General features: G+C 68.1%; 20 protein-coding genes. 14 read left to right on the plus strand and 6 right to left on the minus strand.

The features are described 5' to 3' along the window. Positions 1–2 precede the first annotated feature (2 nt). A complete protein-coding gene (locus tag E2F49_RS03560; RefSeq protein ID WP_165971108.1) occupies positions 3–443 on the minus strand; it encodes a SufE family protein in 441 nt (146 codons plus the stop codon). Positions 444–628: 185 nt separating this feature from the next. Between E2F49_RS03560 and E2F49_RS03565 the strand changes: the two genes are divergently transcribed. The 3 genes from E2F49_RS03565 to E2F49_RS03575 all read left to right on the plus strand — a co-directional run bounded on the left by E2F49_RS03565 (position 629) and on the right by E2F49_RS03575 (position 4,387). After that, a complete protein-coding gene (locus E2F49_RS03565; RefSeq protein ID WP_133392636.1) occupies positions 629–2,044 on the plus strand; it encodes a cryptochrome/photolyase family protein in 1,416 nt (471 codons plus the stop codon). A gap of 53 nt (positions 2,045–2,097) precedes the next feature. Beyond that, entirely contained in the window at positions 2,098–3,561 is a 1,464-nt protein-coding gene (locus E2F49_RS03570; RefSeq protein ID WP_133392637.1) for a WS/DGAT/MGAT family O-acyltransferase, read from the plus strand. Between the two features lie 148 nt (positions 3,562–3,709). After that, positions 3,710–4,387, plus strand: a complete 678-nt coding sequence (locus E2F49_RS03575) for a YiaD family glycine zipper/OmpA-like lipoprotein (RefSeq protein ID WP_055249815.1) — start codon at positions 3,710–3,712, stop codon at positions 4,385–4,387. 222 nt (positions 4,388–4,609) lie between these two features. On the opposite strand, the gene E2F49_RS03580 is transcribed toward E2F49_RS03575, so the two are convergent. From E2F49_RS03580 to E2F49_RS03590, 3 genes are all read right to left on the minus strand, one after another. Continuing rightward, positions 4,610–5,815, minus strand: coding sequence for an acetyl-CoA C-acyltransferase (locus tag E2F49_RS03580; protein WP_133392638.1), 1,206 nt, complete (start codon positions 5,813–5,815; stop codon positions 4,610–4,612). 91 nt (positions 5,816–5,906) lie between these two features. Further along, the gene (locus E2F49_RS03585; RefSeq protein ID WP_133392639.1) at positions 5,907–8,279 is read right to left on the minus strand and encodes a 3-hydroxyacyl-CoA dehydrogenase/enoyl-CoA hydratase family protein; all 2,373 of its coding nucleotides are present in this window, start codon (positions 8,277–8,279) and stop codon (positions 5,907–5,909) included. Positions 8,280–8,331: 52 nt separating this feature from the next. Next, on the minus strand, positions 8,332–8,952 hold the full coding sequence (locus E2F49_RS03590; protein ID WP_133392640.1) for a TetR/AcrR family transcriptional regulator: 621 nt from the start codon (positions 8,950–8,952) through the stop codon (positions 8,332–8,334). 212 nt (positions 8,953–9,164) lie between these two features. Between E2F49_RS03590 and ndk the strand changes: the two genes are divergently transcribed. The 11 genes from ndk to E2F49_RS03645 all read left to right on the plus strand — a co-directional run bounded on the left by ndk (position 9,165) and on the right by E2F49_RS03645 (position 20,099). After that, the gene (ndk, locus tag E2F49_RS03595; RefSeq protein ID WP_133392641.1) at positions 9,165–9,590 is read left to right on the plus strand and encodes a nucleoside-diphosphate kinase; all 426 of its coding nucleotides are present in this window, start codon (positions 9,165–9,167) and stop codon (positions 9,588–9,590) included. Continuing rightward, the gene (gene rlmN, locus E2F49_RS03600) at positions 9,587–10,774 is read left to right on the plus strand and encodes a dual-specificity RNA methyltransferase RlmN (protein WP_133392642.1); all 1,188 of its coding nucleotides are present in this window, start codon (positions 9,587–9,589) and stop codon (positions 10,772–10,774) included. The genes ndk and rlmN overlap by 4 nt, the downstream gene beginning before the upstream one ends. After that, positions 10,755–11,573, plus strand: coding sequence for a type IV pilus biogenesis/stability protein PilW (gene pilW, locus E2F49_RS03605; RefSeq protein ID WP_165971109.1), 819 nt, complete (start codon positions 10,755–10,757; stop codon positions 11,571–11,573). The genes rlmN and pilW overlap by 20 nt, the downstream gene beginning before the upstream one ends. Further along, entirely contained in the window at positions 11,570–12,415 is an 846-nt protein-coding gene (locus E2F49_RS03610; RefSeq protein WP_133392644.1) for a helix-turn-helix domain-containing protein, read from the plus strand. The genes pilW and E2F49_RS03610 overlap by 4 nt, the downstream gene beginning before the upstream one ends. Before the next feature lie 104 nt (positions 12,416–12,519). Beyond that, positions 12,520–13,152 carry a YfgM family protein gene (locus E2F49_RS03615; protein WP_055248041.1) on the plus strand — a complete coding sequence of 211 codons (633 nt, stop codon included), beginning with the start codon at positions 12,520–12,522 and terminating at the stop codon, positions 13,150–13,152. Continuing rightward, positions 13,152–14,372, plus strand: a complete 1,221-nt coding sequence (bamB, locus tag E2F49_RS03620; RefSeq protein ID WP_133392645.1) for an outer membrane protein assembly factor BamB — start codon at positions 13,152–13,154, stop codon at positions 14,370–14,372. Before E2F49_RS03615 ends, bamB begins: the two co-directional genes overlap by 1 nt. A gap of 110 nt (positions 14,373–14,482) precedes the next feature. After that, positions 14,483–15,895, plus strand: a complete 1,413-nt coding sequence (gene der, locus E2F49_RS03625) for a ribosome biogenesis GTPase Der (RefSeq protein ID WP_133392646.1) — start codon at positions 14,483–14,485, stop codon at positions 15,893–15,895. A 28-nt stretch (positions 15,896–15,923) separates the two neighbouring features. Next, complete coding sequence (mobA, locus tag E2F49_RS03630) at positions 15,924–16,520, plus strand: molybdenum cofactor guanylyltransferase (protein ID WP_133392647.1); 597 nt, start codon at positions 15,924–15,926, stop codon at positions 16,518–16,520. Further along, positions 16,498–17,754: a molybdopterin molybdotransferase MoeA gene (locus E2F49_RS03635; RefSeq protein WP_133392648.1), complete on the plus strand. Its 1,257-nt coding sequence runs from the start codon at positions 16,498–16,500 to the stop codon at positions 17,752–17,754. The genes mobA and E2F49_RS03635 overlap by 23 nt, the downstream gene beginning before the upstream one ends. 95 nt (positions 17,755–17,849) lie before the next feature. Continuing rightward, positions 17,850–18,980, plus strand: coding sequence for a molybdopterin-synthase adenylyltransferase MoeB (moeB, locus tag E2F49_RS03640; protein WP_133392649.1), 1,131 nt, complete (start codon positions 17,850–17,852; stop codon positions 18,978–18,980). An 81-nt stretch (positions 18,981–19,061) separates the two neighbouring features. Then, positions 19,062–20,099: a DUF2272 domain-containing protein gene (locus tag E2F49_RS03645; protein WP_165971110.1), complete on the plus strand. Its 1,038-nt coding sequence runs from the start codon at positions 19,062–19,064 to the stop codon at positions 20,097–20,099. Positions 20,100–20,328: 229 nt separating this feature from the next. Here the strand turns inward: E2F49_RS03645 and acnA are convergent, their stop codons facing one another. Together acnA and E2F49_RS03655 are read right to left on the minus strand one after the other, a co-directional pair. Further along, positions 20,329–23,091: an aconitate hydratase AcnA gene (gene acnA, locus E2F49_RS03650; RefSeq protein WP_133392651.1), complete on the minus strand. Its 2,763-nt coding sequence runs from the start codon at positions 23,089–23,091 to the stop codon at positions 20,329–20,331. A 176-nt stretch (positions 23,092–23,267) separates the two neighbouring features. Beyond that, positions 23,268–24,167 carry a LysR family transcriptional regulator gene (locus E2F49_RS03655; protein ID WP_133392652.1) on the minus strand — a complete coding sequence of 300 codons (900 nt, stop codon included), beginning with the start codon at positions 24,165–24,167 and terminating at the stop codon, positions 23,268–23,270. Between the last annotated feature and the right edge of the window lie 60 nt (positions 24,168–24,227).

The raw sequence follows: 24,227 nt of genomic DNA on the forward strand, positions 1-24,227 counted from the left end.
GCTCACGCCAGCGTGCGGCGGGCGTGCTCGCGGATGAAGGCGAGCAGGGCGGCCAGCCCGTTGCTGCGCGTGGGCGAGAGGTGCTTGGCCAGACCGATGTCGCCGATGTAGTCGGCATCGGTGTCGACGATTTCCCGTGCGGTGCGGCCCGAGTACACGCGCAGCGCGAGGAAGATCAGGCCCGACACGATCGCCGAATCACTGGCCGCGGCGAAGTCGAGGCGGTCGGCGTCGCCGGAAGGGACGATCCACACCATGGACTGGCAGCCGTGCAGGCGGTTGGCCTCGGTCCTGGCGTCGTCGGGAAAGGCGGGCAGCTTGCGACCCAAGTCGATCAGGTACTGGTAACGCTCGGACCAGTCGCCGAAAAAGGCGAACTCGTCGGCGATGGCGCGCTGCGCCTCGGCCGGCGTCGGCTCCATGGGGAAGGGAGTGGCAGTCACGGGGGAAAGATCTCGGATTGCGAAGGGTGCTCGATGCCGATTGTCGCCGATCACGCCGAGGGGCGCCCGGCTGGCCGGCCCTGACCCCGAAACGCGTTGTCCCAAGGCTGCCCTGCAAATCATGCATGGCGATCACGCTTGTTCAGCTTAAAGTGCCCGCGAGCAACCGCGCGCAAAGGAGCGCAATGGGACACGCCATCGTCTGGTTCCGCAACGATCTGCGGCTTGATGACAATCCTGCATTGCGTGCCGCCCTCGACGCGGGATTAGCGCCGGTCTGTGTCTACATCCACGCGCCGGACGAGGAAGGCGACTGGGCGCCCGGCGCGGCGTCCAATGCCTGGCGTCACCGTTCGCTTGCGGCGCTCGATACCGAATTGCGCCGCCGTGGCAGCCGGCTGCGGCTGTTCCACGGTCCGACACTGGCGACGCTGCAGTCGCTGGTGCAGACCTGCGATGCCGAGGCGGTGTTCTGGAACCGTCGCTACGACCCCCTGATCGAAACCCGCGACGCGGCGATCAAGCGCAGCCTGCGCGAATCGGGCGTACAGGCCGACAGCCACAACGGCGCACTGCTGTTCGAGCCGTGGTCGCTGCAGACCGGCCAGGGCGGGCCCTACAAGGTGTTCACGCCGTTCTGGCGCAAGGCACTCAGCGAGTGGCAGCTGCCGGAGGCCTGGACGGCGCCGCGGATGTTGCCGAAGGTCGACAGCGGGCCGTCGGGCGTCGCGCTCGACGACCTGCACCTGGCCGCCACGCTGCCCTGGGACACCGGGTTCTGGCAGCTGTGGCAGCCGGGCGAAGCCGGCGCACACGAGGCGCTGGAGGTCTTCATCGATGGCGCGATGCGCGGCTATCGCGCCAGTCGCGACCGGCCCGACCAGGCCGGTACCTCGCGGTTGTCGCCGCATCTGCATTTCGGCGAAATCGCACCCTGGCGCGTCGTGGCCGCGTTGGACACCGAGCGTACCGCCGCCACCGCCCCCGACATCGATGCCTATGTGCGCGAACTCGGCTGGCGCGAGTTCTCGCATCACCTGTTGCACCATTTTCCGAAGACGACCGAGCAGGACTTCAATCCGCGGTTCAAACGATTCCAGTGGGCGCGCGCGGATTCCGCGCAGATCGAGGCCTGGCGTCGCGGCCGCACCGGTGTGCCGATCGTCGACGCGGGCATGCGCGAGCTGTGGAACGTGGGCTGGATGCACAACCGCGTGCGCATGATCGTCGGCAGCTGGCTGTGCAAGCACATGCGCATCCATTGGCGCGAGGGCGCGCGCTGGTTCTGGGACACGCTCGTCGACGCCGATCTCGCCAACAACACGCTGGGCTGGCAGTGGATCGGTGGCACCGGTGCGGATGCCTCGCCTTACTTCCGCGTGTTCAACCCGGTGACCCAGGCCGAGAAGTTCGACCCGCGCGGCGATTACATCGCAAGCTGGGTCCCCGAGCTGGCCGACCTGCCGATGCCGTTGCGCGCGAGTCCCTGGACCGATCCCAAGCTGCTCGAGGCGGTTGCGCCGGGCTACCCCGCGCAGCCCATCGTCGATCTCGCGGCTGGGCGCGAGGCTGCACTGGCCGCCTACCAGGCCTCGCGTTGACCGCCGCCGCAGCGGCGTGATCCACTCGGACGGTCGACTTCACGGGAGGGAAGATGGCCGAGTCCGCCGCGCCACCGCGCCGCAAGCGCCTGCGACGCCAGCCCATGACGCGGGTCGACACCGCGTGGCTCCGCATGGAGCGTCCGACCAACCCGATGATGATCACCGCCGTGCTGGTGTTCGACGAGCGCATGCCGGTCGAGACGCTGCGCCGGCTGGTCGAGGCACGCTTCCTCGCTTACGCGCGCTTCCGGCAGAAGGCGGTCGATGCCGCGACTGGCGCGACCTGGATCGAGGACGCCCGCTTCGATCTCGACTGGCACGTCCGCCGTGCGGCGTTGCCGGGGCGCGAGCAGGACGAGAAGCGCGCGCTGGAAGCGTTCACCGGTGAACTCGCCTCGACGCCGCTCGACCCCGGCAAGCCGCGCTGGCAGTTCCATCTGGTCGAGGATTACGCCGGCGGTTCGGCGATGATCGCGCGCATCCACCATTGCTACGCCGACGGCATCGCCCTGGTGCAGGTGCTGCTGTCGCTGACCGATACCGAACGCCACCCCGCACCTGCCGAAACGTTGCCGCAGGCATGGCTCAAGACCGATGGCGCAGGTGTCGAACGACGCGTCGGCGCGGTGGCGCGGTACACGAAACTCGGCGGCAAGGTGCTCGATCGCGGCATGGCGATGTACCGCGATCCGACGCTGGCCAGCGTGCTGGCGAAGGAGGGCGGCGAGATCGCGCGCGAGCTGCTGTATGCGCTGGCCTTGCCCGACGATCCGCCGTCCCTGCTGCGCGGCGAACTGGGCGTAAGCAAGCGCGTGGCCTGGGCCGAGCCGCTGTGCCTGGACGAGGTCAAGGCGGTCGGTCGCGCCTTCGACTGCACCGTCAACGATGTCCTGATGGCGGCAGCGGCTGGTGCACTGCGCGGCTACATGCGCGGGCGCGGGGACGATCCCGACGGCCTGACCCTGCGCGCGACGGTGCCGGTGAACCTGCGGCCGCTCGAACATGCGAAGAAGCTCGGCAACCATTTCGGACTCGTGTTTCTCGATCTGCCGGTCGGCGAAGCGAATCCCGCGCGCAGGCTCGAACGCGTGGCGCAGTGCATGCGCGAACTCAAGGACTCGCGGCAGGCGATCGTCGCCTTCGGCCTGCTGGCTGCGCTGGGCATGGCGCCGCAATCGGCGCAGAGCCTCGCGCTGGAGCTCTTCAGCCGCAAGGCCTCGGCGGTCGCGACGAACGTGCCCGGCCCGCAGCAGCCGCTGTATCTGGCCGGCTGCGCGTTGCGCGAGATGATGTTCTGGGTGCCGCAGACCGGCTCGATCGGCATCGGTCTGTCGATCCTCAGCTACGACAACCGCGTGCATTTCGGACTGGTCGCAGACGCGCGGCTGGTGCCCGATCCGGACGCGGCGATCGCGCACTTCCGCAAGGAGTTCGACGCGTTGCTGTATCTGGCGATGATGGGCGACTGGGCGCGGGCGCTGGACGCGGAATCGGCGGAGGCACTGCTCGATTAGCGCCGCGTGGTTGCGCCTTTCGCGCTGAACACTGCCCGTCCGGCAACGCGACCCGTCACCCCGTGTGCATTCTGAACACGCTAGTTTCGGCCCCGCTTTCAAGCGTTCGGGCATCCACGCCCGCACCGGACACCAGGAGACCGACACCATGCGCCGACTCACCACTGCAGGCCTCACCACCGCGCTCGCCAGCACCCTGTTGCTCTCGAGCTGCGCCACGTACACCGGTCAGACCAACGCACCGGACGATCCGAACCGCACTCGCAACAACGCGCTGATCGGCGCGGGCATCGGTGCCGTCGCAGGCCTCCTCAGCGGCGGCGATGCCACGGAGCGTCGCCAGCGCGCGATGGTCGGCGCCGGCGTCGGTGGCCTGGCCGGTGGCGCGATCGGCGTCTACCAGGATCGCCAGGAAGCCGAACTGCGCCGCCAGACCCAGGGCACCGGTATCCAGGTCGACCGCGACGGCGACGTCATCAAGCTCAACCTGCCCGACGGCGTGACCTTCGACTTCGGCAAGGCCGATCTCAAGTCGCAGTTCTACCCGGCGCTCAACAATGTCGCCCGCACTCTGGCCGAGTACGACCAGACCATCGTCGAGATCTCGGGCCACACCGACAGCGTCGGTTCGGACGCGGTCAACCAGCGTCTGTCCCAACAGCGCGCCGACTCGGTGGGCAACTACCTGATCGGTCAGGGTCTGCTGCGCCAGCGCTTCGAGATCGTCGGTTTCGGCAAGACCCGCCCGGTGGCCGACAACAGTACCGAGCAGGGCCGCGCGCTGAACCGTCGCGTCGAGATCCGCGTGATTCCGCTGCAGTCGTAAAGGACTGCGGTTCTCACAAAAAAAGCCCCGGCATTGCCGGGGCTTTTTTCGTCTCTGCGAGATGGATGCGAAAGCCAAAATGGATCCCAGCGTGCGCTGGGATGACGGCGTAAAGGCATCTGTGGTCCGAATTTCCCTACATCGCCCCAGCGGCTTTCAACAGACGAATGTCTGGTCAAGCTGGGGCCCATTTTGATCTTCAGGACTTCAACGCCGGGACGCTCAAAGCGCCTCGATCACACCCGCAGCGCCCATGCCCGTGCCGATGCACATCGTCACCAGCCCGTAGCGCTTCTTGCGACGGCGCATGCCGTGGACGATCGTCGCGGTGCGGATCGCACCGGTCGCGCCCAACGGGTGGCCCAGCGCGATCGCGCCGCCCAGCGGATTGACCTTGTCCGGGTCGAGCTTGCTGTCGCGGATCACCGCCAGCGCCTGCGCGGCGAAGGCTTCGTTGAGTTCGATCCAGTCGATGTCGTCCAGCGTGAGTCCGGCCTGTGCCAGCGCCTTGGGAATCGCCGCGATCGGGCCGATGCCCATGACTTCCGGGCGCACGCCGGCGACGGCGAAGCTGACGAAGCGCGCCAGCGGCTTGAGGCCGTAGTCCTGCACCGCGCGCCCGGACGCGAGCAGGATGCCGGCGGCACCGTCGCTCATCTGCGAGCTGTTGCCGGCCGTGACCGAACCGCCGAACTGGCCGTTGCGGAACACGGGCTTGAGCTTGGCCAGACCTTCGATCGACGAATCCGGGCGCGGGCCCTCGTCGGTATCGACCAGCAGCTTCTTCAGCTGCACGGTGTTGCCGGCGAGGTCGGGCTGGTGCGAGACGATCTCGTAGGGGCTGATCTCGTCCTTGAACTCGCCGGCCTGGATCGCGGCGATCGCCTTCTGGTGCGAGGCGAGGGCGAATGCGTCCTGGTCCTCGCGCGAGACCTTCCATTCCTCGGCGACCTTCTCGGCCGTGATGCCCATGCCATAGGCGATCGCGACGTGGTCGTCCTTGAACACGCTGGGGCTCAACGCGACCTTGTTGCCCATCATCGGCACCATCGACATCGACTCGGTGCCGCCGGCCAGCATCAGGTCGGCATTGCCCAGACGGATCTCGTTGGCCGCCAGCGCGACGGCCTGCAGACCGGACGAGCAGAAGCGGTTGATGGTCTGCGCGGCGACGGTATCGGGCAGGCCGGCCAGCAGCACGCCGATGCGCGCCACGTTCATGCCTTGCTCGCCTTCGGGCATCGCGCAGCCGATCACGGCATCGTCGATGCGGTTGACGTCGATGCCCGGTGCCTGCGTGACGACGCTCTTGAGCACGTGCGCCAGCATGTCGTCGGGACGGGTATTGCGGAACACGCCCTTCGGCGCCTTGCCCACCGGGGTGCGGGTGGCGGCGACGATGTAGGCGTCCTGGATCTGCTTGCTCATGGAATGGTCTCGTAAGTAGGTGAGGGGGTGAGGGCGTCAGCCGGTGTGCTTCGACTGACGCTTCGCGCGCGCAGCGCGCCTGACGTCCTCACTAGTTCCGAAGCGGCTTGCCGGTCTTGAGCATGTGGCCGATGCGCGCCTGGGTCTTCTCCTGCTGGGCGAGTTCGACGAAATGCTTGCGCTCCAGACGGATCAGCCAGTCCTCGTCGACGACCGCGTTGCGGTCCACCGCGCCGCCGCACAGCACGGTGGCGATGCGCTCGGCGATCTCGTAGTCGTAGGGGCTGACGAAACGGCCTTCGAGCATGTTGACCAACAGCATCTTGAACGTGGCGATGCCGACGTCGCCGGCGACGCGGATCGCACGTGCGGGCAGCGGCGGGCGGTAACCGGCTTCGGCCAGCGCCAGCGCCTGCTGGCGGGCCACATGCAGCAGTTCGAAAGCGTTGAAGACCACGATGTCGTCCTCGCGCAGCAGGCCGAGTTCCTTGGCATTGACCGCCGAGTTGGAGACCTTGGCCATGGCGATGGTTTCGAAGGTCTTCTTCAGCTCGGCGAACACGTCCCCGTTCGGACCCGCAGCCGCGGAGGCCCGCACGGCCAGCTCCTTCAGGCCGCCACCGGCCGGCAGCAGGCCGACCCCGGCTTCGACCAGACCGATGTAGCTTTCGAGATGCGCGACGGTGCGCGCGCTGTGCATCTGGAACTCGCAACCGCCGCCCAGCGCGAGGCCGCGCACGGCCGCGACCACCGGCACCAGCGAATACTTGATGCGCTGGCTGGTCTTCTGGAAGTTCTCGACCATCGCCTCGAACGCGTCGACCTTGCCGGCCTGCAGGAGGCCCAGCGCGCCGGCCAGATCGGCACCGGCCGAGAACGGCTCCTTCGGCTGCCAGATCACCACGCCCTTGAACTTCTGCTCGGCGATGCCGATCGCTTCCTGGATGCCGTTGAGCACGTGGTCGGAGACGGTGTGCATCTTGGTCTTGAAGCTGATCACGCCGATGTCGTCGCCGTCGGTCCACAGACGGATGCCATCGTTCTCGTAGACGGTCTCACCCGGCTCGAAACGCTCGCCCAGCAGCGGGTCGGGGAAGCGCTGGCGGCGATACACCGGCAGCGAGGAGCGCGGCAGCTTGGCGTTCTGCGACGGGCTGTAGCTGCCTTCCGCGGCATGCACGCCTTCGCGGCCGTCGAACACCCAGTCGGGCAGCGGCGCGCTGCTCATGGTCTTGCCGGCGACGATGTCCTCGGCGATCCAGTCGGCGACCTGCTTCCAGCCGGCGGCCTGCCACAGTTCGAACGGGCCCTGCTGCCAGCCGTAGCCCCAGCGGATCGCCAGGTCCACGTCGCGCGCGGTCTCGGCGATGTCTTCCAGATGCACGGCGCTGTAGTGGAACAGGTCGCGCAGGATCGCCCAGACGAACTGCGCCTGCGGGTGTTCGCTGGCGCGCAGCTGGGCCATGCGCTCGGCCGGGTTCTTGTTCTTGAGGATCGCGACAACCTGGTCGGCGGCCTGGCGGTCGGCGGCGCGGTAGTCCTGCTTCTCGAGATCGAGGACCAGGATTTCCTTGCCGGCCTTGCGGAAGATGCCGGCGCCGGTCTTCTGGCCCAGCGCGCCCTTGTCGATCAGCGCGGTCAGCCATTTGGGCGCGTTGAAGTACTGGTGCCAGGGATCGTCGGGCAGGGTGTCGGCCATCGTCTTGATGACGTGCGACATGGTGTCGAGACCGACCACATCCGAGGTGCGGTAGGTCGCCGACTTCGGACGGCCGAGCAGGGGGCCGGTCAGGGCATCGACCTCGTCGAAGCCGAGCTTCGACTCCTGGGTGTGGTGGATCGTCGACAGGATCGAGAACACGCCGATCCGGTTGCCGATGAAGTTCGGGGTGTCCTTGGCGTAGACCACGCCCTTGCCGAGCTGGGTGGTCAGGAAGGTTTCGAGGCCTTCGAGCACCGCCTTGTCGGTGGTCCTGGCCGGAATGAGTTCGGCCAGATGCATGTAGCGCGGCGGGTTGAAGAAGTGCACGCCGCAGAATCGATGGCGCAGTTCTTCTGGAAGAACATCCGCCAGGGCATTGATTCCCAAGCCCGAGGTGTTGCTGGCGAGCACTGCATGCGCCGGCACGTGGGGGGCGATCTTGCGATAGAGGTCCTGCTTCCAGTCCATCTTTTCGGCGATCGCCTCGATGATCAGGTCGCAGCTTTCGAGTTCGGCCAGGCCGGTCTCGTAGTTGGCCGGCACGATGGCCTCGGCCAGCGACTTGCTCGCCAGCGGCGCGGGACTCAGCTTGGCCAGGTTCGCCAGTGCCTTGCGCACGATGCCGTCCTTGTCTCCCTCCTTGGCGGGAAGATCGAACAGCACCGTGTCGATCCCGGCGTTGGTCAGGTGCGCGGCGATCTGCGCGCCCATGACTCCCGCGCCCAGGACCGCGGCACGACGTACAAGCAATTTCTCGGACATTTGCTCCATCCCTATGTTTCGAAAGGAAACCCGGCGCGTGCCGGGCTGGTGGTCAGGCGCGGAAACCCGCCGCGGCGAAGCGGATCAGCTCGCCGGCGATACGGGTGCGGTGCGCATGTTCGGTGGTGCCCGGTGGGCGCTTGATGAGGCCGAAATCGGCCATCGCGTAGGTCAGCGCGCCCGCCAGGAAATCCAGGCGGCCGTAGAGCTCGGCCTTGCCGAGACCGGGCACGCAGGCGGCGAGGGCGGCGGCGAACTCGCGCGGCACGTGGCCGTATTGCTCGGAGAGGAACTTGCGCAAGGCATCGTTCTTCTCGACATAGGCCCGGGCGATGACCCGCACGAAGGCGCCGCTGCCGGCGCGGCCGCTGGCCATGTCCAGCGCCGGCTCGACGAAGGCGGCGATGATCGGCTCGATCTCGCCCGGGGAGTCGGCCAGCGCCTTCTTCAGTTGCGCGAGACGCTGCGCGCTCATCTGGTCCATGCGGCGGCGGAACACCTCGTTGACGAGGTTCTCCTTGCTGCCGAAGTGGTAATTGACGGCGGCGATGTTCACGTCCGCCCGGCTGGTCACCTGGCGCAGCGAGGTGCCGGCGAAGCCATGAGTGGCGAACAGTTCCTCGGCGGCGCCGAGGATCTTGTCCTTGGTGGAGAACTGGGCGGTGCCCGTCATCGAGGATCCTGCTCCGATCAAACGCTTGTTTGATGCTAGGGCGCGGGCGCCTGACGCGTCAATGACCGGATCGGGACGGGCGGGTGTGGAAGTTGCGTGAGATACGTTAGAATTGCCGCAGCCTTGTTGGCTAAACCCGCGTCCCCTCGCGGGTTTTTCCATATACACTCGGTCGTTCCGGAGCGGACGGCCTCATTCTTCGGAGAATCCAGATGGCGCTCGAGCGCACCCTGTCCATCGTCAAGCCCGACGCCGTTGCCAAGAACGTCATCGGCGAAATCTACAGCCGCTTCGAGAAGGCCGGCCTGAAGATCGTGGCCGCCAAGTACAAGCAGCTGACCCGCGAAGAGGCCGAAGGCTTCTACGCCGTGCACAAGGAGCGCCCGTTCTTCGGCGCGCTGGTCGAGTTCATGACCTCCGGTCCGGTGATGATCCAGGCGCTGGAAGGCGAGAACGCCGTCGCCGCGCACCGTGATCTGCTGGGCGCCACCAACCCGAAGGACGCCGCGCCGGGCACGATCCGCGCCGACTTCGCCGATTCGATCGACGCCAACGCCGCCCACGGCTCGGACTCGGTCGAGAACGCGCAGACCGAGATCGCGTACTTCTTCAAGAACGACGAAGTCGTCTCGCGCTGAGTGATGCCATCGTGACCGGGGTCGCCATCGACGTTGCCGTCGCCAAGCAGAATCTGCTCGACCTCGACCGCGAGGGGATGGAGCGCTTTTTCGCCGAGGTGCTCAGCGAAAAGCGTTTCCGTGCCCACCAGATCATGAAGTGGATCCACCATCGGTACGTCACCGACTTCAACGACATGACCGACCTGGGCAAGGCGCTGCGCGCCAAGCTCGAGGCGCATGCCGAAGTGCGCGTGCCGCAGATCCAGTTCGAGAAGCCGTCGGCCGACGGCACGCACAAGTGGCTGATCGCGATGGACGGCAAGAACGCCATCGAGACCGTCTACATCCCCGACAAGGGACGCGGCACGCTGTGCGTGTCCTCGCAGGTCGGCTGTGCGCTCAACTGCCAGTTCTGTTCCACCGCGACCCAGGGCTTCAACCGCAACCTGTCGACCGCCGAGATCATCGGCCAGGTCTGGGTGGCCGCGCGACACCTGGGCAACGTGCCGCACAAGCAGCGCCGCCTGACCAATGTCGTGATGATGGGCATGGGCGAGCCGCTGATGAATTTCGACAACGTGGTCCGCGCGATGAGCATCATGCGCGACGACCTCGGCTACGGCCTGGCGAACAAGCGTGTGACGCTGTCGACCGCGGGCATGGTGCCGATGATCGACAAGCTCGGCGAGGTCAGCGACGTCTCGCTGGCGGTGTCCCTGCACGCGGCCAACGACGCGCTGCGCACCGAGCTGGTGCCGCTCAACAGGAAATACCCGATCGCCGAGCTGATGGAAGCCTGCGCGCGCTATGCGCAGCGCAAGCGCGGCGAGTCGATCACCTTCGAATACACGTTGATGCGCGACGTCAACGACCAGCCGCAGCATGCGCGCGAGCTGGCCCGGCTGATGCGCGACTTCGACAACCGCCTGCAGATGAAGGACGCGGCGAAGGTCAACCTGATCCCGTTCAATCCGTTCCCGGGCACGCGCTACCAGCGCCCGGACGATTCGACGATCCGCCGGTTCCAGAAGCTGCTCAACGAGTCGGGCCGCATCGCACCGGTGCGCCGGACGCGCGGCGACGACATCGACGCGGCCTGCGGCCAGCTCAAGGGCCAGGTCGCCGACCGGACCCGCCGGCAGGCCGAACATCTCAAGCGCATCGAAGCGCAGGGCGGTAAGGGTGTCGACGCGGCTGCCTGAGGCGGTCGTCCTCGTCTTTCTGGTGCTGGCCGTGGCCGGCTGTTCACGGCTTTCGTTTATCAAGCCAAGCGCGAAAAGCGATTACAAGCCTCAAGTCCAGACCTACAACACCCGCGGCACGGCCGAATCCCGTCGCAACGAGGCCGCGCGCGAGCAGCTTGCGCTGGCCCGCCGCGACTACGGCGCCGGTGATCTCGACGCCGCCGCCAGTGCCGCCAAGGCCGCGTTGCGCGGCGAGGCGGTCGCGGCCGACGCGCACACGCTGCTGGCGGTGATCGAGGACCGGCGCGGTCGTGGCGCCGCGGCCGGTACGCATTACAAGGCCGCCGTCGATCGCGCGCCCGAATCCGGTGCCTACCTCAACAACTACGGCACGTGGCTGTGCCGCAATGGTCGGGCCGTCGAAGCGCTGGGGTATTTCGATGCCGCGCTGCGCGATCCGGGCTACGGCGATCCGGCCGGTGCGCTCGCCAATGCCGGTGCCTGCGCGATCACCGCGGGCGACACCGCGCGTGTCGAACGCGACCTGCGCGCGGCGCTGGAGCGTGATCCGGGGAACGTCGTCGCGCTTGATGCGATGTCGCGCTACCTGTTTTCACAGCGGCGCTACTTCGATGCGCGTGCTTTTTCGCAACGACATCTTGCCGCCGCCCCCGCAACTGCGGCAGCATTGCAACTCGCGGTACAGATCGAGACCGCGCTCGGCGATTCAGGGGCCGCCGACCGATACCAGCGACGTCTCCGGGCGGAGTTTCCGCACGCGTCGAACCTCCAGCCAAGGGAAACCACTGCACCATGAGTTCTTCGCACCAGACCATGCCAGCGGAATCGCCTGGGGTCGGAGAACGCCTGCGCGACGCGCGCGTGGAGGCCGGGCTGTCGGTGCCCGAGGTGGCCTCACGCCTGCGCATGCAGATCCGCGTGGTCGAGGCGCTGGAAGCCGGCAACTGGGCGCGCCTGGGCGCGCCGGTCTTCGTGCGCGGCCAGCTGCGCAGCTATCTGCGCCTGCTCAAGCTGCCCGAATCGCTGGCCGACACCGTGCCCGATGCGCTGTCCACGCGTCCGATGGACCTGACCCCGCGCACTTACACCCCGCCGATGCAGCGCATGCTCGACAAGGCCATGGGCCGGGCGGTGTACGTGGTGATCACCGCGCTGATCGCGGTGCCGGTGTGGGTCGCCACGCGTTCGCATGTCGACAACAGCCGTCCGGTCGAGACCGCATCGCTGGGTCTGGATGGCGGCGCCGCTGCCCAGCCTGTCGAGGCCGCACGTCCTGCGCGTCCGACGCCGGTGACTGCCTCGCTCGGCGCGATTCCCAAGCGCATGCCCGGTGAGATGCCGGTCGCTGACGTCGCTGCGCCCCCGGTCAACGCGTCCGATCTGGTGCTGCGATTCAGCGGTGACAGCTGGATCGAGGTGCTGGCACCCGATGGCAGCCAGGTCGAGCAGGCGCTCGTGCAGGCCGGTCAGGAGCGCCGATTCGCGGCGGGGAGCGTGGGCCGCGTCAAGCTCGGCAATGCCGGTGTGGTCGAAGTACTGCGTGGTGGCGACGTTCAGGATCTGTCCCGGTTCCAGCGGGCCAACGTGGCGCGCTTTACGGTATCCTCCGACGGCGCGCTGGCGCCGGTTTCCGAGTAATCGCAGGCCGCCTGCAGCACGTGCCGGACTGCCGGATGCGCAGTCCCGGGCACCATCTTCTTCCATCCGATTGACCCGCCTTACGGGGTGGGCGTAGAGACCATATGGCGATTGACGAGTTGCTGGACGAACGCGAGCAGGGGGAGCGGGTCAAGGCCTGGCTTCGCGACAACGCTCTGGGACTGGTGGGTGGCGTGGTGGTCGGTGCGGCGCTGATCGGCGGCTGGCAGTACTGGCAGCGCAAGACGCACAGCGAGTCGGTGGCCCAGCATTCGGCCTACCAATCGGCGCTGCTCGACATCAGGTCGGGCGAGCTCGACAAGGCCCAGGCGTCCGTCGCCGGCCTGCCCGACACCGCCTACAGCGAACTGGCCGCCCTGCAGCTGGCCAAGGCGCAGGTCGACAAGGGCGACCGCGACGCCGCGATCAAGACGCTCGAAGCGGTGCAGGGCGCCGAGCCGGGCGTCGCCGCTGTCGTCCAGCAGCGTCTGGCGCGCCTGCTGACCGATGCCGGCCGTGGCGAAGACGCGATCAAGCTGCTCGCCGGCGCCGAGGATGCGGTGTCGCTCGAAGCCCGTGGCGACGCGCACTTCGCACTCCAGCAGACCGAGCAGGCCCGCGCCGATTACGCGCAGGCCCTGCGCCAGCTCGACAGTGCCGCGCCGCAGCGTGGCCTGGTCGAACTCAAGCTTTCCGAAGTCGGCGGTACGCCGGACGAATCCGAGGTTGAATCCTGATGACCGAGCAGACCGCGCGCGTCGCGTCTTCCCATGCCCCGGCGCGCGTCGTGCGCATCGCGGCGATCGCGCTGTGCGTGATGACCGTCACTGGCTGCAGCACGGTGCGCGGCTGGTTCGGCAACAGCGAGAAGGCGCAGGCCAAGGCACTGACCGAACCGGCGCCGCTGGTCGACATCACCGAATCGGTCGGCGTGACCCGTCTGTGGTCGGCCAATGCCGGCAAGGGCGAAGACCGTCTGGGCGTGCGTCAGGGCCCGGCCGTGGCCGATGGCCGCGTCTACGTGGCCGCGATCAAGGGCGGCGTGCGTGCGTTCGATCTGCAGACCGGCGCCTCGGTGTGGTCGCACGACTCCGACCTGCGCCTGAGCGGTGGCCCGGGCGTCGGTGAAGGCCTGGTCGTCGCCGGCAGTCTCGACGGCGAGGTGATTGCCCTCGACGCCGCGACCGGCGCGGAGCGCTGGACCGCGAAGGTCTCCAACGAAGTCATCGCCCAGCCGACGATCGGCCAGGGCGTGGTGCTGGTGCGGTCCAACGACGGTCGCGTGACCGCGTTCGACGTCGCCAGCGGTGAACGCCGCTGGTTCTGGGTGCGCGAGCTGCCGTCGCTGACCGTGCGCGGCAACGACGCGCCGGTGCTCGGCCCGGGCTTCGTGTTCGTCGGCAACGACGACGGCACGCTGGCCGCACTGTCGCTGACCGACGGCCGCACGCTCTGGGAACAGGCTGTGGCCCAGCCCGACGGCCGCACTGAACTCGAGCGCATGGCCGACGTCGACGGCAGCCCGGTGCTGGACGAGGCCGTGCTGTTCGCCAGCAGCTACAAGCACCGCACGATGGCCCTCGAAGGCCCGAGCGGCCGTCCGCTGTGGGTCAGCGAGCACGGCGGCGCGAACCGTCCGGCGCTGTCGCCGCAGCGTCTGGTCGTCACCGACGCCAACGGCACCGTCTGGGGCCTCGACAAGTACAGCGGCACGGCGGCCTGGCAGCAGCCGGCGCTGGCCCGCCGCAACCTCAGTGGTGCCGCGATCCAGGGCGACTACGCCGTGGTCGGCGACTACGAGGGCTACCTGCACTGGCTGCGTCTGGACGACGGCGAATTCGTCGCCCGCGAACGCGCCGGTCGCGACCCGATCCGCGGCGCGATGGTCGTCGCCGACGGGGTGCTGGTGGTGCAGAACACCGACGGCCGCGTGACCGCCTGGCGCCTGGCGCAGTAACGCGCCCGCAAAGTGCGACAATGACGGCCCCGGGCAGCACTGTCCGGGGCCGTGCGTTTTCCGGTTCGACGGAGGCGCATCTCCAGCCCCATCCGAACGGAATCCGCCGCATGCTTCCCCTCGTCGCCCTCGTGGGCCGCCCCAACGTCGGCAAGTCGACGCTGTTCAACGCGCTGACCCGCACCCGCGACGCGCTCGTCCACGACGAGCCGGGCGTCACCCGCGACCGCCACTACGGCGTGTGCCGCCTCGATCCCGATCGCCCGTTCGCGCTGGTCGACACGGGCGGCATCGCCGGCGAGAACGTGCATCTCGAAGCCGAAGGCCTGGCTGGGCCGACCGCCAAGCAGTCGCGCGCCGCCGCGGCCGAGGCCGACCTGGTGCTGTTCGTTGTCGACGGGCGCGAGGGCGCGTCGGCGCTCGACGACGAGATCCTGCGCTGGCTGCGCAAGATCGACAAACCCACGTTCCTCGTCATCAACAAGACCGACGGCCTCGACGCGCGCGCGGCGGAGGCCGATTTCTCGCGCTACGGCTTCACCGACGTGCATGCGATCTCGTCCTCGCACCGGCATGGCATCGACGAGCTGGTCGACGAGGTCTTCGCGCGCTTGCCCGAGACCGGCACCGCCGAGCAGCTCGACGCCGATCCCGAACGCATCCGCGTGACCTTCGTCGGCCGCCCGAACGTCGGCAAGTCGACCTTGGTCAACCGCATCCTCGGCGAGGAGCGGATGATCGCGTCCGACGTCGCCGGCACCACGCGCGATTCGATCGAGGTCGATCTCGAACGCGACGGCCGCAAGTACCGTCTGGTCGATACCGCCGGCATCCGTCGCAAGTCCAAGGTAGACGAGGCGGTCGAAACCTTCTCGATCATCAAGACCCTGCAGTCGATCGAACACACCCAGGTCTCGGTGGTGATGATCGACGCCAGCGAAGGCGTGACCGACCAGGACGCCAGCGTGCTCGGCGCGGTGCTCGACTCGGGCCGTGCGCTCGTGGTCGCGGTCAACAAGTGGGACGGCCTGACCGACTACCAGCGCGAGCAGACCGAGGCGCTGCTGTCGCGCAAGCTCGCCTTCGTGCCCTGGGCCGAGGCGGTGCGCATCTCGGCCAAGCACGGCTCGGGTCTGCGCGAGCTGTTCGCCGCGATCCATCGCGCGCACCGGTCGGCCAACCACAAGTTCAGCACCGCCGAAGTCACCAAGGCGGTCGAGATCGCCTACGAAACCAACCCGCCGCCGGTCGTGCGCGGGCATGCGCCGAAGATGCGGTTCGCCCATCCGGGTGGCGAGAACCCGCCGACGATCATCATCCACGGCAATCGTCTGCGCACGCTGCCCGAGAGCTACAAGCGCTATCTGGAAAACTTCTTCCGCAAGCGTTTCAAGCTCGTCGGCACGCCGATCCGCTTCCTGTTCCGCGAGGGCGACAACCCCTTCAAGGACAAGAAGAACGTGCTGAGCGACCGCCAGCTGGCGAAGAAGAAGCGGCTGATCCGGCACGTCAAGCGCAAGTGAGCCGGGCGCGCGTCGCCCGGTTCGCGTGATGTCCGCGCCGCCCCTTGCGCCCGTGTTTCCCGAGGTCACGATCGGAATCCTGGCCGGTGGCCGTGCGTCGCGGATCGGCGGGCGCGACAAGGCCTGGCTGGTGCGCGGTGGTGTGCCGCAGGTGCTGCGCTGGCAGCGTCGGCTGGCCGCGCAGGGCGGGGCGTTTCTGGTCAGCGCGAACCGTGATCTGCCGCGATACGACGCGCATGGACTGGTCGCGGTGCCCGACCGCATCGCCGATGCCGGTCCGCTGTCGGGCCTCGATGCACTTGCGCATGCGACGACGACACCGTGGCTGCTGACGCTGCCGGTCGACCTGATCGAGATCAACGACTGCCTGCTGCGTACGCTGGTGCACCACGCCGGCACGCAAGGCGCGTACGCGCGCGACGCCGACGGCGTACAGCCGCTGGTCGCGCTGTGGCCGGTCGCCGCCTTGCGCGATGTCAGCGCAGCCGCACTCGCGTCGGGCGATTACGCGGTGCGTGCCCTGCAGCACGCACTGGGCATGCAGGCCGTCGATTTCGACGGTGTACGCTTCGGCAACCTCAATACCCCACAGGATCTCGACGATGCCGGCATCGACCGCGACTGAGCCGCAGGCGCCCGGATTTCCCTTCCGGATCGCGTTCGAGGAGGCGGTCGGGATCGTCGATGCCGTCGCCGCCGAACGCCGCCTGCAACCGCAGACGGTCTCGCTGTCGCGCGCGCACGGGCACATTCTCGCGCGCGATGTCGTCGCCACGCTGGCGCAGCCGCCGTTCGACAACTCGGCGATGGACGGCTTCGCCTTCCGCCATGCCGATCTCGCGGCCGACGGATCGCCGACACGACTGGTGCTGTCGGGCGAGCAGTTCGCCGGACCCGATGCCGCGCTGACCGTCGAAGCGGGTCACTGCGTGCGCATCACCACCGGCGCACCGCTGCCGGCCGGTGCCGACACGGTGGTGATGAAGGAGAACACAACGCTCGACGGCGACAGCGTCGTCGTGCAGGTCGCACCGAAGCCCGGCCAGCACGTGCGCCGCGCCGGCGAGGATTCGAACATCGGCGACGTGCTGCTGCGCGCGGGCGACCTGCTCACCCCTGCGCGGATCGGTCTGGCCGCGTCGCAGGGGCTGGCGCAGCTGGATGTGGTGCGCAAACCGACGGTCGCCGTGTTCGCGACCGGCGACGAGCTGGTCGAGCCGGGCACGGCGCTCGGCCCCGGACAGATCTACAACTCCAACCGCGACCAGCTGATGGCGCTGCTGCGCGCCGAAGGGCTGGAGCCGGTCGCGTTCCCGACACTGCCCGACGACGCCGCGCAGGTGACCTCCGCGCTGCGCCACGCCGGCGAAGCTTTCGATCTGGTGCTGACCTGTGGCGGCGTGTCGGCCGGCGAGAAGGACTTGCTGCCCGAACTGCTGCAGCGTCGCGGCCGCGTGCGCATGTGGAAGGTGATGATGAAGCCGGGCATGCCGCTGCTGCTGGCAGAAGGCGACACGCTGGGGCCCGCGCTGTTCCTGTGCCTGCCGGGCAATCCGGTCTCGGTGCTGGCCACGTGGCTGGTACTGGGCCGGCGACTCGTCGACGGCCTGCAGGGGCGCCAGCCGCGCCCGCTGCGTCGCGCGCGACTGGCCTCGGATTGGGGAAAAAAGCACGAGCGTCTGGAATTCCTGCGCGGACGCTGGTGGATCGACGAGACGGGTATCTCGTGGGTCGAGCCGAATCCGGCCGACGGTTCGCACCGCATGCAGGCCGCGGCCGATTCGGACGCGCTGATCGTGCTCGCGGCGGGACCTCGCGACTATGCGGTCGGCACGCCGGTCGACGTGTTGCCCTACTGAGCGATTGGCTGAGCGCGCGAGCGCGCACCCAGAAAAGCCGCCGGCATCACGCAGTGTCCCGGGCGCGACACATGCGTCCGCGCGATAATCGCGCCATGGCCGTCATCGAACTCACGCCGGCGCAGGCCCGGCAACGCCAGCAGCAAGGCGTGCGCCTGATCGATGTGCGCGACGCGCACGAGCGTGTCACTGGCATGGCCGAGGGCGCGCTCGGCGTCGACCGCGCCGTGCTCGAAGCCGCACCCTTGGCGCATGCGCCGGATCTGCAGGCGCCGCTGCTGCTGATCTGCCAGAGCGGGCGACGCTCGATGCAGGCCGCCGAGACACTGGCCGCGCTCGGCTACACCGACATCGCGTCGGTCGCCGGCGGCACCAGTGGCTGGCAGGCCGCGGGTCTGCCGACGGTGTTGCCGGACGGCGACATCGACCTCGATTTCCACGAGCGGTATTCACGGCATCTCAAGCTGCCGGAGATCGGCCTTGCCGGTCAGCAGCGACTCGCCGAAGCCACGGTGCTGGTCATCGGCGCCGGTGGCCTGGGCTCGCCGGCGGCGTACTACCTCGCCGCGGCCGGCGTCGGCACGCTGCGCATCGCCGATGACGACGTCGTCGACCGCAGTAATCTGCAACGGCAGATCCTGCACGCCGAGGACCGCATCGGGCAGCCCAAGGTGCAATCCGCGGCCACGACGCTGTACGCGCTCAACCCGCGTACACGCATCGAGGCGGTCGCCGAACGCGTGACCAGCGCGAACGTCGACCGGCTGCTCGAGGGCGTCGATCTGGTGCTCGACGGCGCCGACAATTTTCCGGTGCGCTATCTGCTCAACGACGCCTGCGTGCAGCACGGCGTGCCGCTGGTCTACGGCGCGGTGCACCGCTTCGACGGACAGGTCAGTGTCTTCGATGCCGGGCGCCAGCGAGGTGTGTGCCCGTGCTACCGCTGCCTGTTCCCCGAACCGCCACCGCCCGAGGCCGCGCCGAACTGCTCGGAAGTCGGCGTGCTGGGCGTGCTGCCCGGTGTGGTCGGCCTGCTGCAGGCGACCGAGGCGCTGAAGATCCTGCTGGGTATCGGCACACCGTTGTCGGGTCGCCTGCTGCAGTTCGACGCGCTGCGCATGCAGTTCCGCGAAACGCGCTTGGCGCCGGACCCGGATTGTCCGGTCTGCGCGCCCGGTCGCGCGTTCCCCGGCTACATCGATTACGCAGCGTTCTGCGCGGGCTGACGCGGCAAGCGGACCGGCTCTTCACGCGGGACTGGGGCAGGATGGCGCGACCGCGTTCCCCCGCGCGGAATGGAAGCCCCGATGCGATCGACGCGCCGCCTGATGCTGCTCGCCACTCTGTTGCTGTCCGCGCCGCTGTCGGCGCTCGCAGCCGATCCCTGTCCGTGGCTGCGCGCCCAGGTCGATGCGCCCGATCCGGCGACGCGACTCGCGGCTGCGGCCTGCGAGGAACACCAGCTCTGGGATCGGCCCTTCATCGACAATGAGGGCCGATACGCCAGTTCGACGGTGCGCGAGGCCGAGACGACGTTGCTGACCAATGGCGAGCAGGCCTGGCGCCGTGTCGCCGGGTACTGGCGTGGCGCGGATCAACTGTCGCGCCTGCAACATAGGCCCGGTGCCTACGACTGCATGTTCGCGCCGCAGAGCGCACAGCCGTCGTCGGCCTGCCGCAGCTTCGTCGTCGACGTGCCCTGGTCGGCGGCGTTCATTTCATGGGTCGCGCGGCGCGCGACGCTGCCGGGCTTCAACGGCTCGCCGAGCCATGTCGACTACGTGCGCGATGCGTATCGCAATCCGGAAACGAGCGCGTATCGGGTCGCCGATCCACGGACCACGCGGACCGCGCGTGGCGACATGCTCTGCTATGTGCGCGCGGCGAACCGGGTGTTCGGCTTCGCCGGGCTGGCGTCGCTGTTGAGCAGCGAGGACGGTGGGCTGGGCATGCATTGCGACATCGTGGTCGGTGCCGAACGCGGCCAGGCGTATCTGGTCGGCGGCAACGTGCTCGACGCCGTGACCATGCGTCTGATGCCGCTGACCGCGGGCGGCCAGTTCGCGAATCTCTCGCAGCGCAGCCTCGACGATCCGCTGTGCACGCCGGACACCCCGGAAGCCTGCAGTGCCAACCGGCAGGACTGGGCGGTGTTGCTGCAGCTGCGACCAGCCGCGGAACTCGCAGCGTTGGCGCCGTCGCCGGGCCTGTATGTCGCGCCGCCGCCGATGCCGGTGACGCCGGATCCATCGCAGCCGGGGCAGGTGACACCGCGGCCGCAGACCGCGCCATGCTGCGTGGAGTGCAGCGTGGGAGATGGATTGCCGCGTTGCCCGGGGAGCTAGAGCGGAACGATCGCGCACGCCCTGCTGCTCTGAGTCCTCCTGCGCCTGCGGTGGAGGGTTGGGTGGGGGCGAGCTATCAGCCCAGCGGTCGGCAGGTCGCGATCGAACCTCCATTCGGTCGCGGCAGCCTTGCGCCGGCGCGATCTGACGGTTCGCCCCCATCCCGGCCTTCCCCCGCGAGCGGGGGAAGGGGTGCGTCACGCGCGGCCTTGGAACAACTCGCTTTGGATCAGGCCGCCTTCTTCGCAGCGAGCTGTCGCAACACGTAGTGCAGCAGACCGCCATGGCGGAAGTACTCCACTTCCTTAGGCGTCAGCAACAGCACGTCGACCTCGAAGCGGATCTCGGTGCCGTTGTCGCGCGTGGCGACGACCTGTGCGGTCTTCGACTTGCCGTTCTGCAGGCCCGTCAGGTCGATCGTTTCCGAGCCATCCAGACCGAGGCTTTGCGCGTTCTGGCCGTCGCGGAAGCTGCAGGGCAGCACGCCCATGCCGACGAGGTTGGAGCGGTGGATGCGCTCGAAGCTCTCGGCGATGACCGCCTTGACGCCCAGCAGATTGGTGCCCTTGGCCGCCCAGTCGCGCGAGGAGCCGGTGCCGTATTCCTTGCCGGCGAACACCACCAGCGGCACGCCGTCGGCCTTGTACTTCTGTGCGGCGTCGTAGATCGCCAGCTTCTCCGGTTCGGCGCCCTTCGTGCGGTACAGCGTGTTGCCGCCTTCCTCGCCTCCGAAGAACAGGTTCTTGATGCGGATGTTGGCGAAGGTGCCGCGCACCATGACGTCATCATTGCCGCGGCGCGAGCCGTAGCTGTTGAAGTCGGCCGGCTGCACGCCGCGGTCCTGCAGGAAGCGGCCCGCGGGCGAATCCTTCTTGATGTTGCCGGCCGGCGAGATGTGGTCGGTGGTGATCGAATCGCCGAACAGACCCATGACGCGCGCGCCGTGGATGTCGTCGATGCTGCCGACCTCCATCGTCATGCCGTCGAAGTAGGGCGGGTTCTTGATGTAGGTCGAAGCCTCGTCCCACTCGTAGAGATTGCCGTCGGGCGATTCAATGGCGTTCCAGCGGGTGTCGCCCTTGAACACGTCGGCGTAGTTCTTGGCGAACATCTCCGGCCCGATGGTCCTGGCGATGAAGTCGCCGATTTCCTTGTTCGTGGGCCAGATATCGCGCAGATAGACCGGATTGCCGTCCGGGTCCTTGCCCAGCGGTTCGGTGGTCAGGTCGATGTCGACGGTGCCGGCGATCGCATAGGCGACGACCAGCGGCGGCGAGGCGAGGTAGTTCATCTTCACTTCGGGGTGCACGCGGCCTTCGAAGTTGCGGTTGCCCGACAGCACCGACGCCACCGCGAGATCGTTCGCGGCGATGCCCTGCGACACGGCATCCGGCAGCGGGCCGGAATTGCCGATACAGGTGGTGCAACCGTAGCCGACGACATAGAAGCCGAGCTTCTGCAGATCGTCCATCACACCGGCCTTCTCGAGGTAGTCGGTGACCACCAGCGAGCCCGGTCCGAGTGAGGTCTTGACCCATGGGGCCGCTTTGAGGCCCTTGGCCGCGGCGTTGCGCGCGAGCAGGCCGGCGCCGAGCATCACCGCCGGGTTCGAGGTGTTGGTGCAGGACGTGATCGCGGCGATGACCACCGAGCCGTCAGTCAGTTCGTGCTCGCCGTCATCGAGGGTGATCTTCGAGATCGGCTTGGCCGCCAGGCGCTCGGCCTGCGGCTGGTTGCCGCCTTCCTTCTCGAAGCGTTCGACCTGCTTGTCGTTCGCCGCGTCGCGACGCGCGGTGAGCGCGCCGACGTTGTCGACGAAATTCTGCTGTACGTTCTCCAGCAGCACGCGGTCCTGCGGGCGCTTCGGCCCGGCCAGCGACGGACGCACTTCGCCCATGTCGAGTTCGAGCACGGCGCTGTACTCGGCTTCCGGTGACCCGGGCTCGTGCCACAGCTGCTGCGCCTTCGCATAGGCCTCGACCAGCGCGATCTGCTCTTCGCTGCGGCCCGACAGGCGCAGATAGTTCAGCGATTCGGCATCGATCGGGAAGATGCCGCAGGTCGCGCCGTACTCGGGCGCCATGTTGCCGATCGTCGCGCGGTCGGCCAGCGGCAGGTGTTGCAGACCATCGCCGAAGAACTCGACGAACTTGCCGACCACGCCATGCTTGCGCAGCATCTCGGTGACGGTCAGCACCAGATCGGTCGCGGTCGCGCCCTCGGGCAGGCGTCCGGTGAGCTTGAAGCCGACGACCTGCGGAATCAGCATCGAAGACGGCTGGCCGAGCATCGCGGCCTCGGCTTCGATGCCGCCCACGCCCCAGCCCAGCACGCCGATGCCGTTGATCATCGTGGTGTGCGAGTCGGTGCCGAACACGGTGTCGGGATACGCCCACTGCGTGCCGTCCTCGCGCTCGGCGGTCATCACCACACGGGCCAGGTGCTCCAGGTTCACCTGGTGGACGATGCCGGTGTTGGGCGGCACCACCTTGAAGTTGTCGAACGCCTTCTGGCCCCAGCGCAGGAAGCCGTAGCGTTCCTTGTTGCGATCGAATTCGATCTTGCCGTTGAGGTCCAGCGCATCCGGACGGCCGAACACGTCGACCTGCACCGAGTGGTCGATGACCAGTTCGGACGGAATCTGCGGATTGATCTGCTCGGGGCGACCGCCCAGGCGCACCACCGCGTCGCGCATCGCGGCCAGATCGACCACGCAGGGCACGCCGGTGAAGTCCTGCAGCACCACGCGCGCGGGCATGAAGGCGATCTCGGTGTCCGGTTCGGCCTTCGGGTTCCACTTGGCCACCGCCTCGATGTGATGCGCGGCCACCGTTTCGCCATCCTCGTGGCGCAGCAGGTTCTCCAGCAGGATCTTCATCGAGTAGGGCAGGCGGGCGATGTCGAACTGCTTGCCCAGCGTGGCCAGGCTGGCATAGGCGTAGCGACGGCCGCCGACGTCGAGTTCGGCGCGCGTGGAAAAGGTATCGGTCATGCGGGTGCTCCTGTCGCGGGTTGCTGGCGGTGACGCAGCCGGGCTGGTCGTGGCGGGCATGCGTGGACGCGGTCGCGTCCGGGGTGGAACGTCATCGGCGCCATTCGACGCGTGTCACCGTTCGAAGACCGCCAGTGTAGGCAGCGCGGCGTGGCGGACGCGTCATCGGCGGTGGCTCACGGTTTCTGCCAGGTGTTCTTGAGCATCTGCAGGAACCGCTCGGCGGCCGGCGACAGCACCGCACCGCGCCTGCGGACGATGCCGATCGTACGTGACACCACGGGGGGCGCGATCTCGCGGGTCACCAGAATGGAGTGTTCCTGCTGCGGCGTGGCCATGCGTGGCAGCACCGAAATGCCGACGCCGGCTTCGACCAGGCCCAGCGACGTGGAGAGGTGCGTCACCTCGTAGAACCAGCTCAGTTTCAGGTTCTCGCGCGCGAGCGCGCCGTCGAGCAGGGTGCGGTTGCCGCTGGTGCGGTGCACGGTGATCAGCGGGTGCTGGGCGATGTCGCTCCAGGTCACGCGGCGCTTGGTCGCCAGCGGATGGTCGCGCCGGCAGGCGAGCACGAACGGGTCTTCGACCAGTGCGTCGAATTCGAGCTCCGGATCGGAGGCGCCCATGAAATTGACGCCGAATTCCACTTCGCCGCGCTCGACGGCCTGCAGGCCTTCGGTCGCGGGAATGTCGAGGATGCGGAAGCGCACGTTCGGGTGGTCTTCGTGGAAACGCGCGATGACGCTCGGCAGGAAATAGAACGCCGCGGTCGGCAGGCAGGCGATCGTGACCTGGCTGCCGCGGCCGTCGTCGACGCCGCGCGAGGCGAACAGCGAGCCGTCGAACTCGTCGATCATGCGCCGCACCAGCGGCAGAAGGTTCTGGCCCACGGCGGTCGGCGCCACGCTGCGCGTGGTGCGTTCGAGCAGGGGCGCACCGACCGCGCTCTCGAGTTTCTGGATGCGCCGGCTCAGGGCCGGCTGCGAGACGTGCAGCGCTTCCGCCGCGCGATGGAAGCTGCGCGTATCGGCCACCAGCAGGAATGCGCGCAGGTCCAGAATCTCGCAATTGATGCTCATAACGGATCAATTCTCCTGAAATCAGCAATTAACAGATCAATTGGGGTCATGCCAGTATCG

Origin of the sequence: Luteimonas terrae (assembly GCF_004358165.1) — a bacterium.
In the GTDB taxonomy this organism is placed as follows: Bacteria; Pseudomonadota; Gammaproteobacteria; order Xanthomonadales; family Xanthomonadaceae; genus Luteimonas; species Luteimonas terrae.

Excerpts from the sequence above, each read along its gene's own strand:
- E2F49_RS03565 (WP_133392636.1), top strand. The coding sequence starts at position 629 with ATGGGACACGCCATCGTCTGGTTCCGCAACGATCTGCGGCTTGATGAC.
- E2F49_RS03570 (WP_133392637.1), top strand. The coding sequence starts at position 2,098 with ATGGCCGAGTCCGCCGCGCCACCGCGCCGCAAGCGCCTGCGACGCCAG.
- E2F49_RS03575 (WP_055249815.1), top strand. The coding sequence starts at position 3,710 with ATGCGCCGACTCACCACTGCAGGCCTCACCACCGCGCTCGCCAGCACC.
- E2F49_RS03580 (WP_133392638.1), bottom strand. The coding sequence starts at position 5,815 with ATGAGCAAGCAGATCCAGGACGCCTACATCGTCGCCGCCACCCGCACC.
- E2F49_RS03585 (WP_133392639.1), bottom strand. The coding sequence starts at position 8,279 with ATGTCCGAGAAATTGCTTGTACGTCGTGCCGCGGTCCTGGGCGCGGGA.
- E2F49_RS03590 (WP_133392640.1), bottom strand. The coding sequence starts at position 8,952 with ATGACGGGCACCGCCCAGTTCTCCACCAAGGACAAGATCCTCGGCGCC.
- ndk (WP_133392641.1), top strand. The coding sequence starts at position 9,165 with ATGGCGCTCGAGCGCACCCTGTCCATCGTCAAGCCCGACGCCGTTGCC.
- E2F49_RS03610 (WP_133392644.1), top strand. The coding sequence starts at position 11,570 with ATGAGTTCTTCGCACCAGACCATGCCAGCGGAATCGCCTGGGGTCGGA.
- E2F49_RS03615 (WP_055248041.1), top strand. The coding sequence starts at position 12,520 with ATGGCGATTGACGAGTTGCTGGACGAACGCGAGCAGGGGGAGCGGGTC.
- bamB (WP_133392645.1), top strand. The coding sequence starts at position 13,152 with ATGACCGAGCAGACCGCGCGCGTCGCGTCTTCCCATGCCCCGGCGCGC.
- der (WP_133392646.1), top strand. The coding sequence starts at position 14,483 with ATGCTTCCCCTCGTCGCCCTCGTGGGCCGCCCCAACGTCGGCAAGTCG.
- mobA (WP_133392647.1), top strand. The coding sequence starts at position 15,924 with ATGTCCGCGCCGCCCCTTGCGCCCGTGTTTCCCGAGGTCACGATCGGA.
- E2F49_RS03635 (WP_133392648.1), top strand. The coding sequence starts at position 16,498 with ATGCCGGCATCGACCGCGACTGAGCCGCAGGCGCCCGGATTTCCCTTC.
- moeB (WP_133392649.1), top strand. The coding sequence starts at position 17,850 with ATGGCCGTCATCGAACTCACGCCGGCGCAGGCCCGGCAACGCCAGCAG.
- E2F49_RS03645 (WP_165971110.1), top strand. The coding sequence starts at position 19,062 with ATGCGATCGACGCGCCGCCTGATGCTGCTCGCCACTCTGTTGCTGTCC.
- acnA (WP_133392651.1), bottom strand. The coding sequence starts at position 23,091 with ATGACCGATACCTTTTCCACGCGCGCCGAACTCGACGTCGGCGGCCGT.
- E2F49_RS03655 (WP_133392652.1), bottom strand. The coding sequence starts at position 24,167 with ATGAGCATCAATTGCGAGATTCTGGACCTGCGCGCATTCCTGCTGGTG.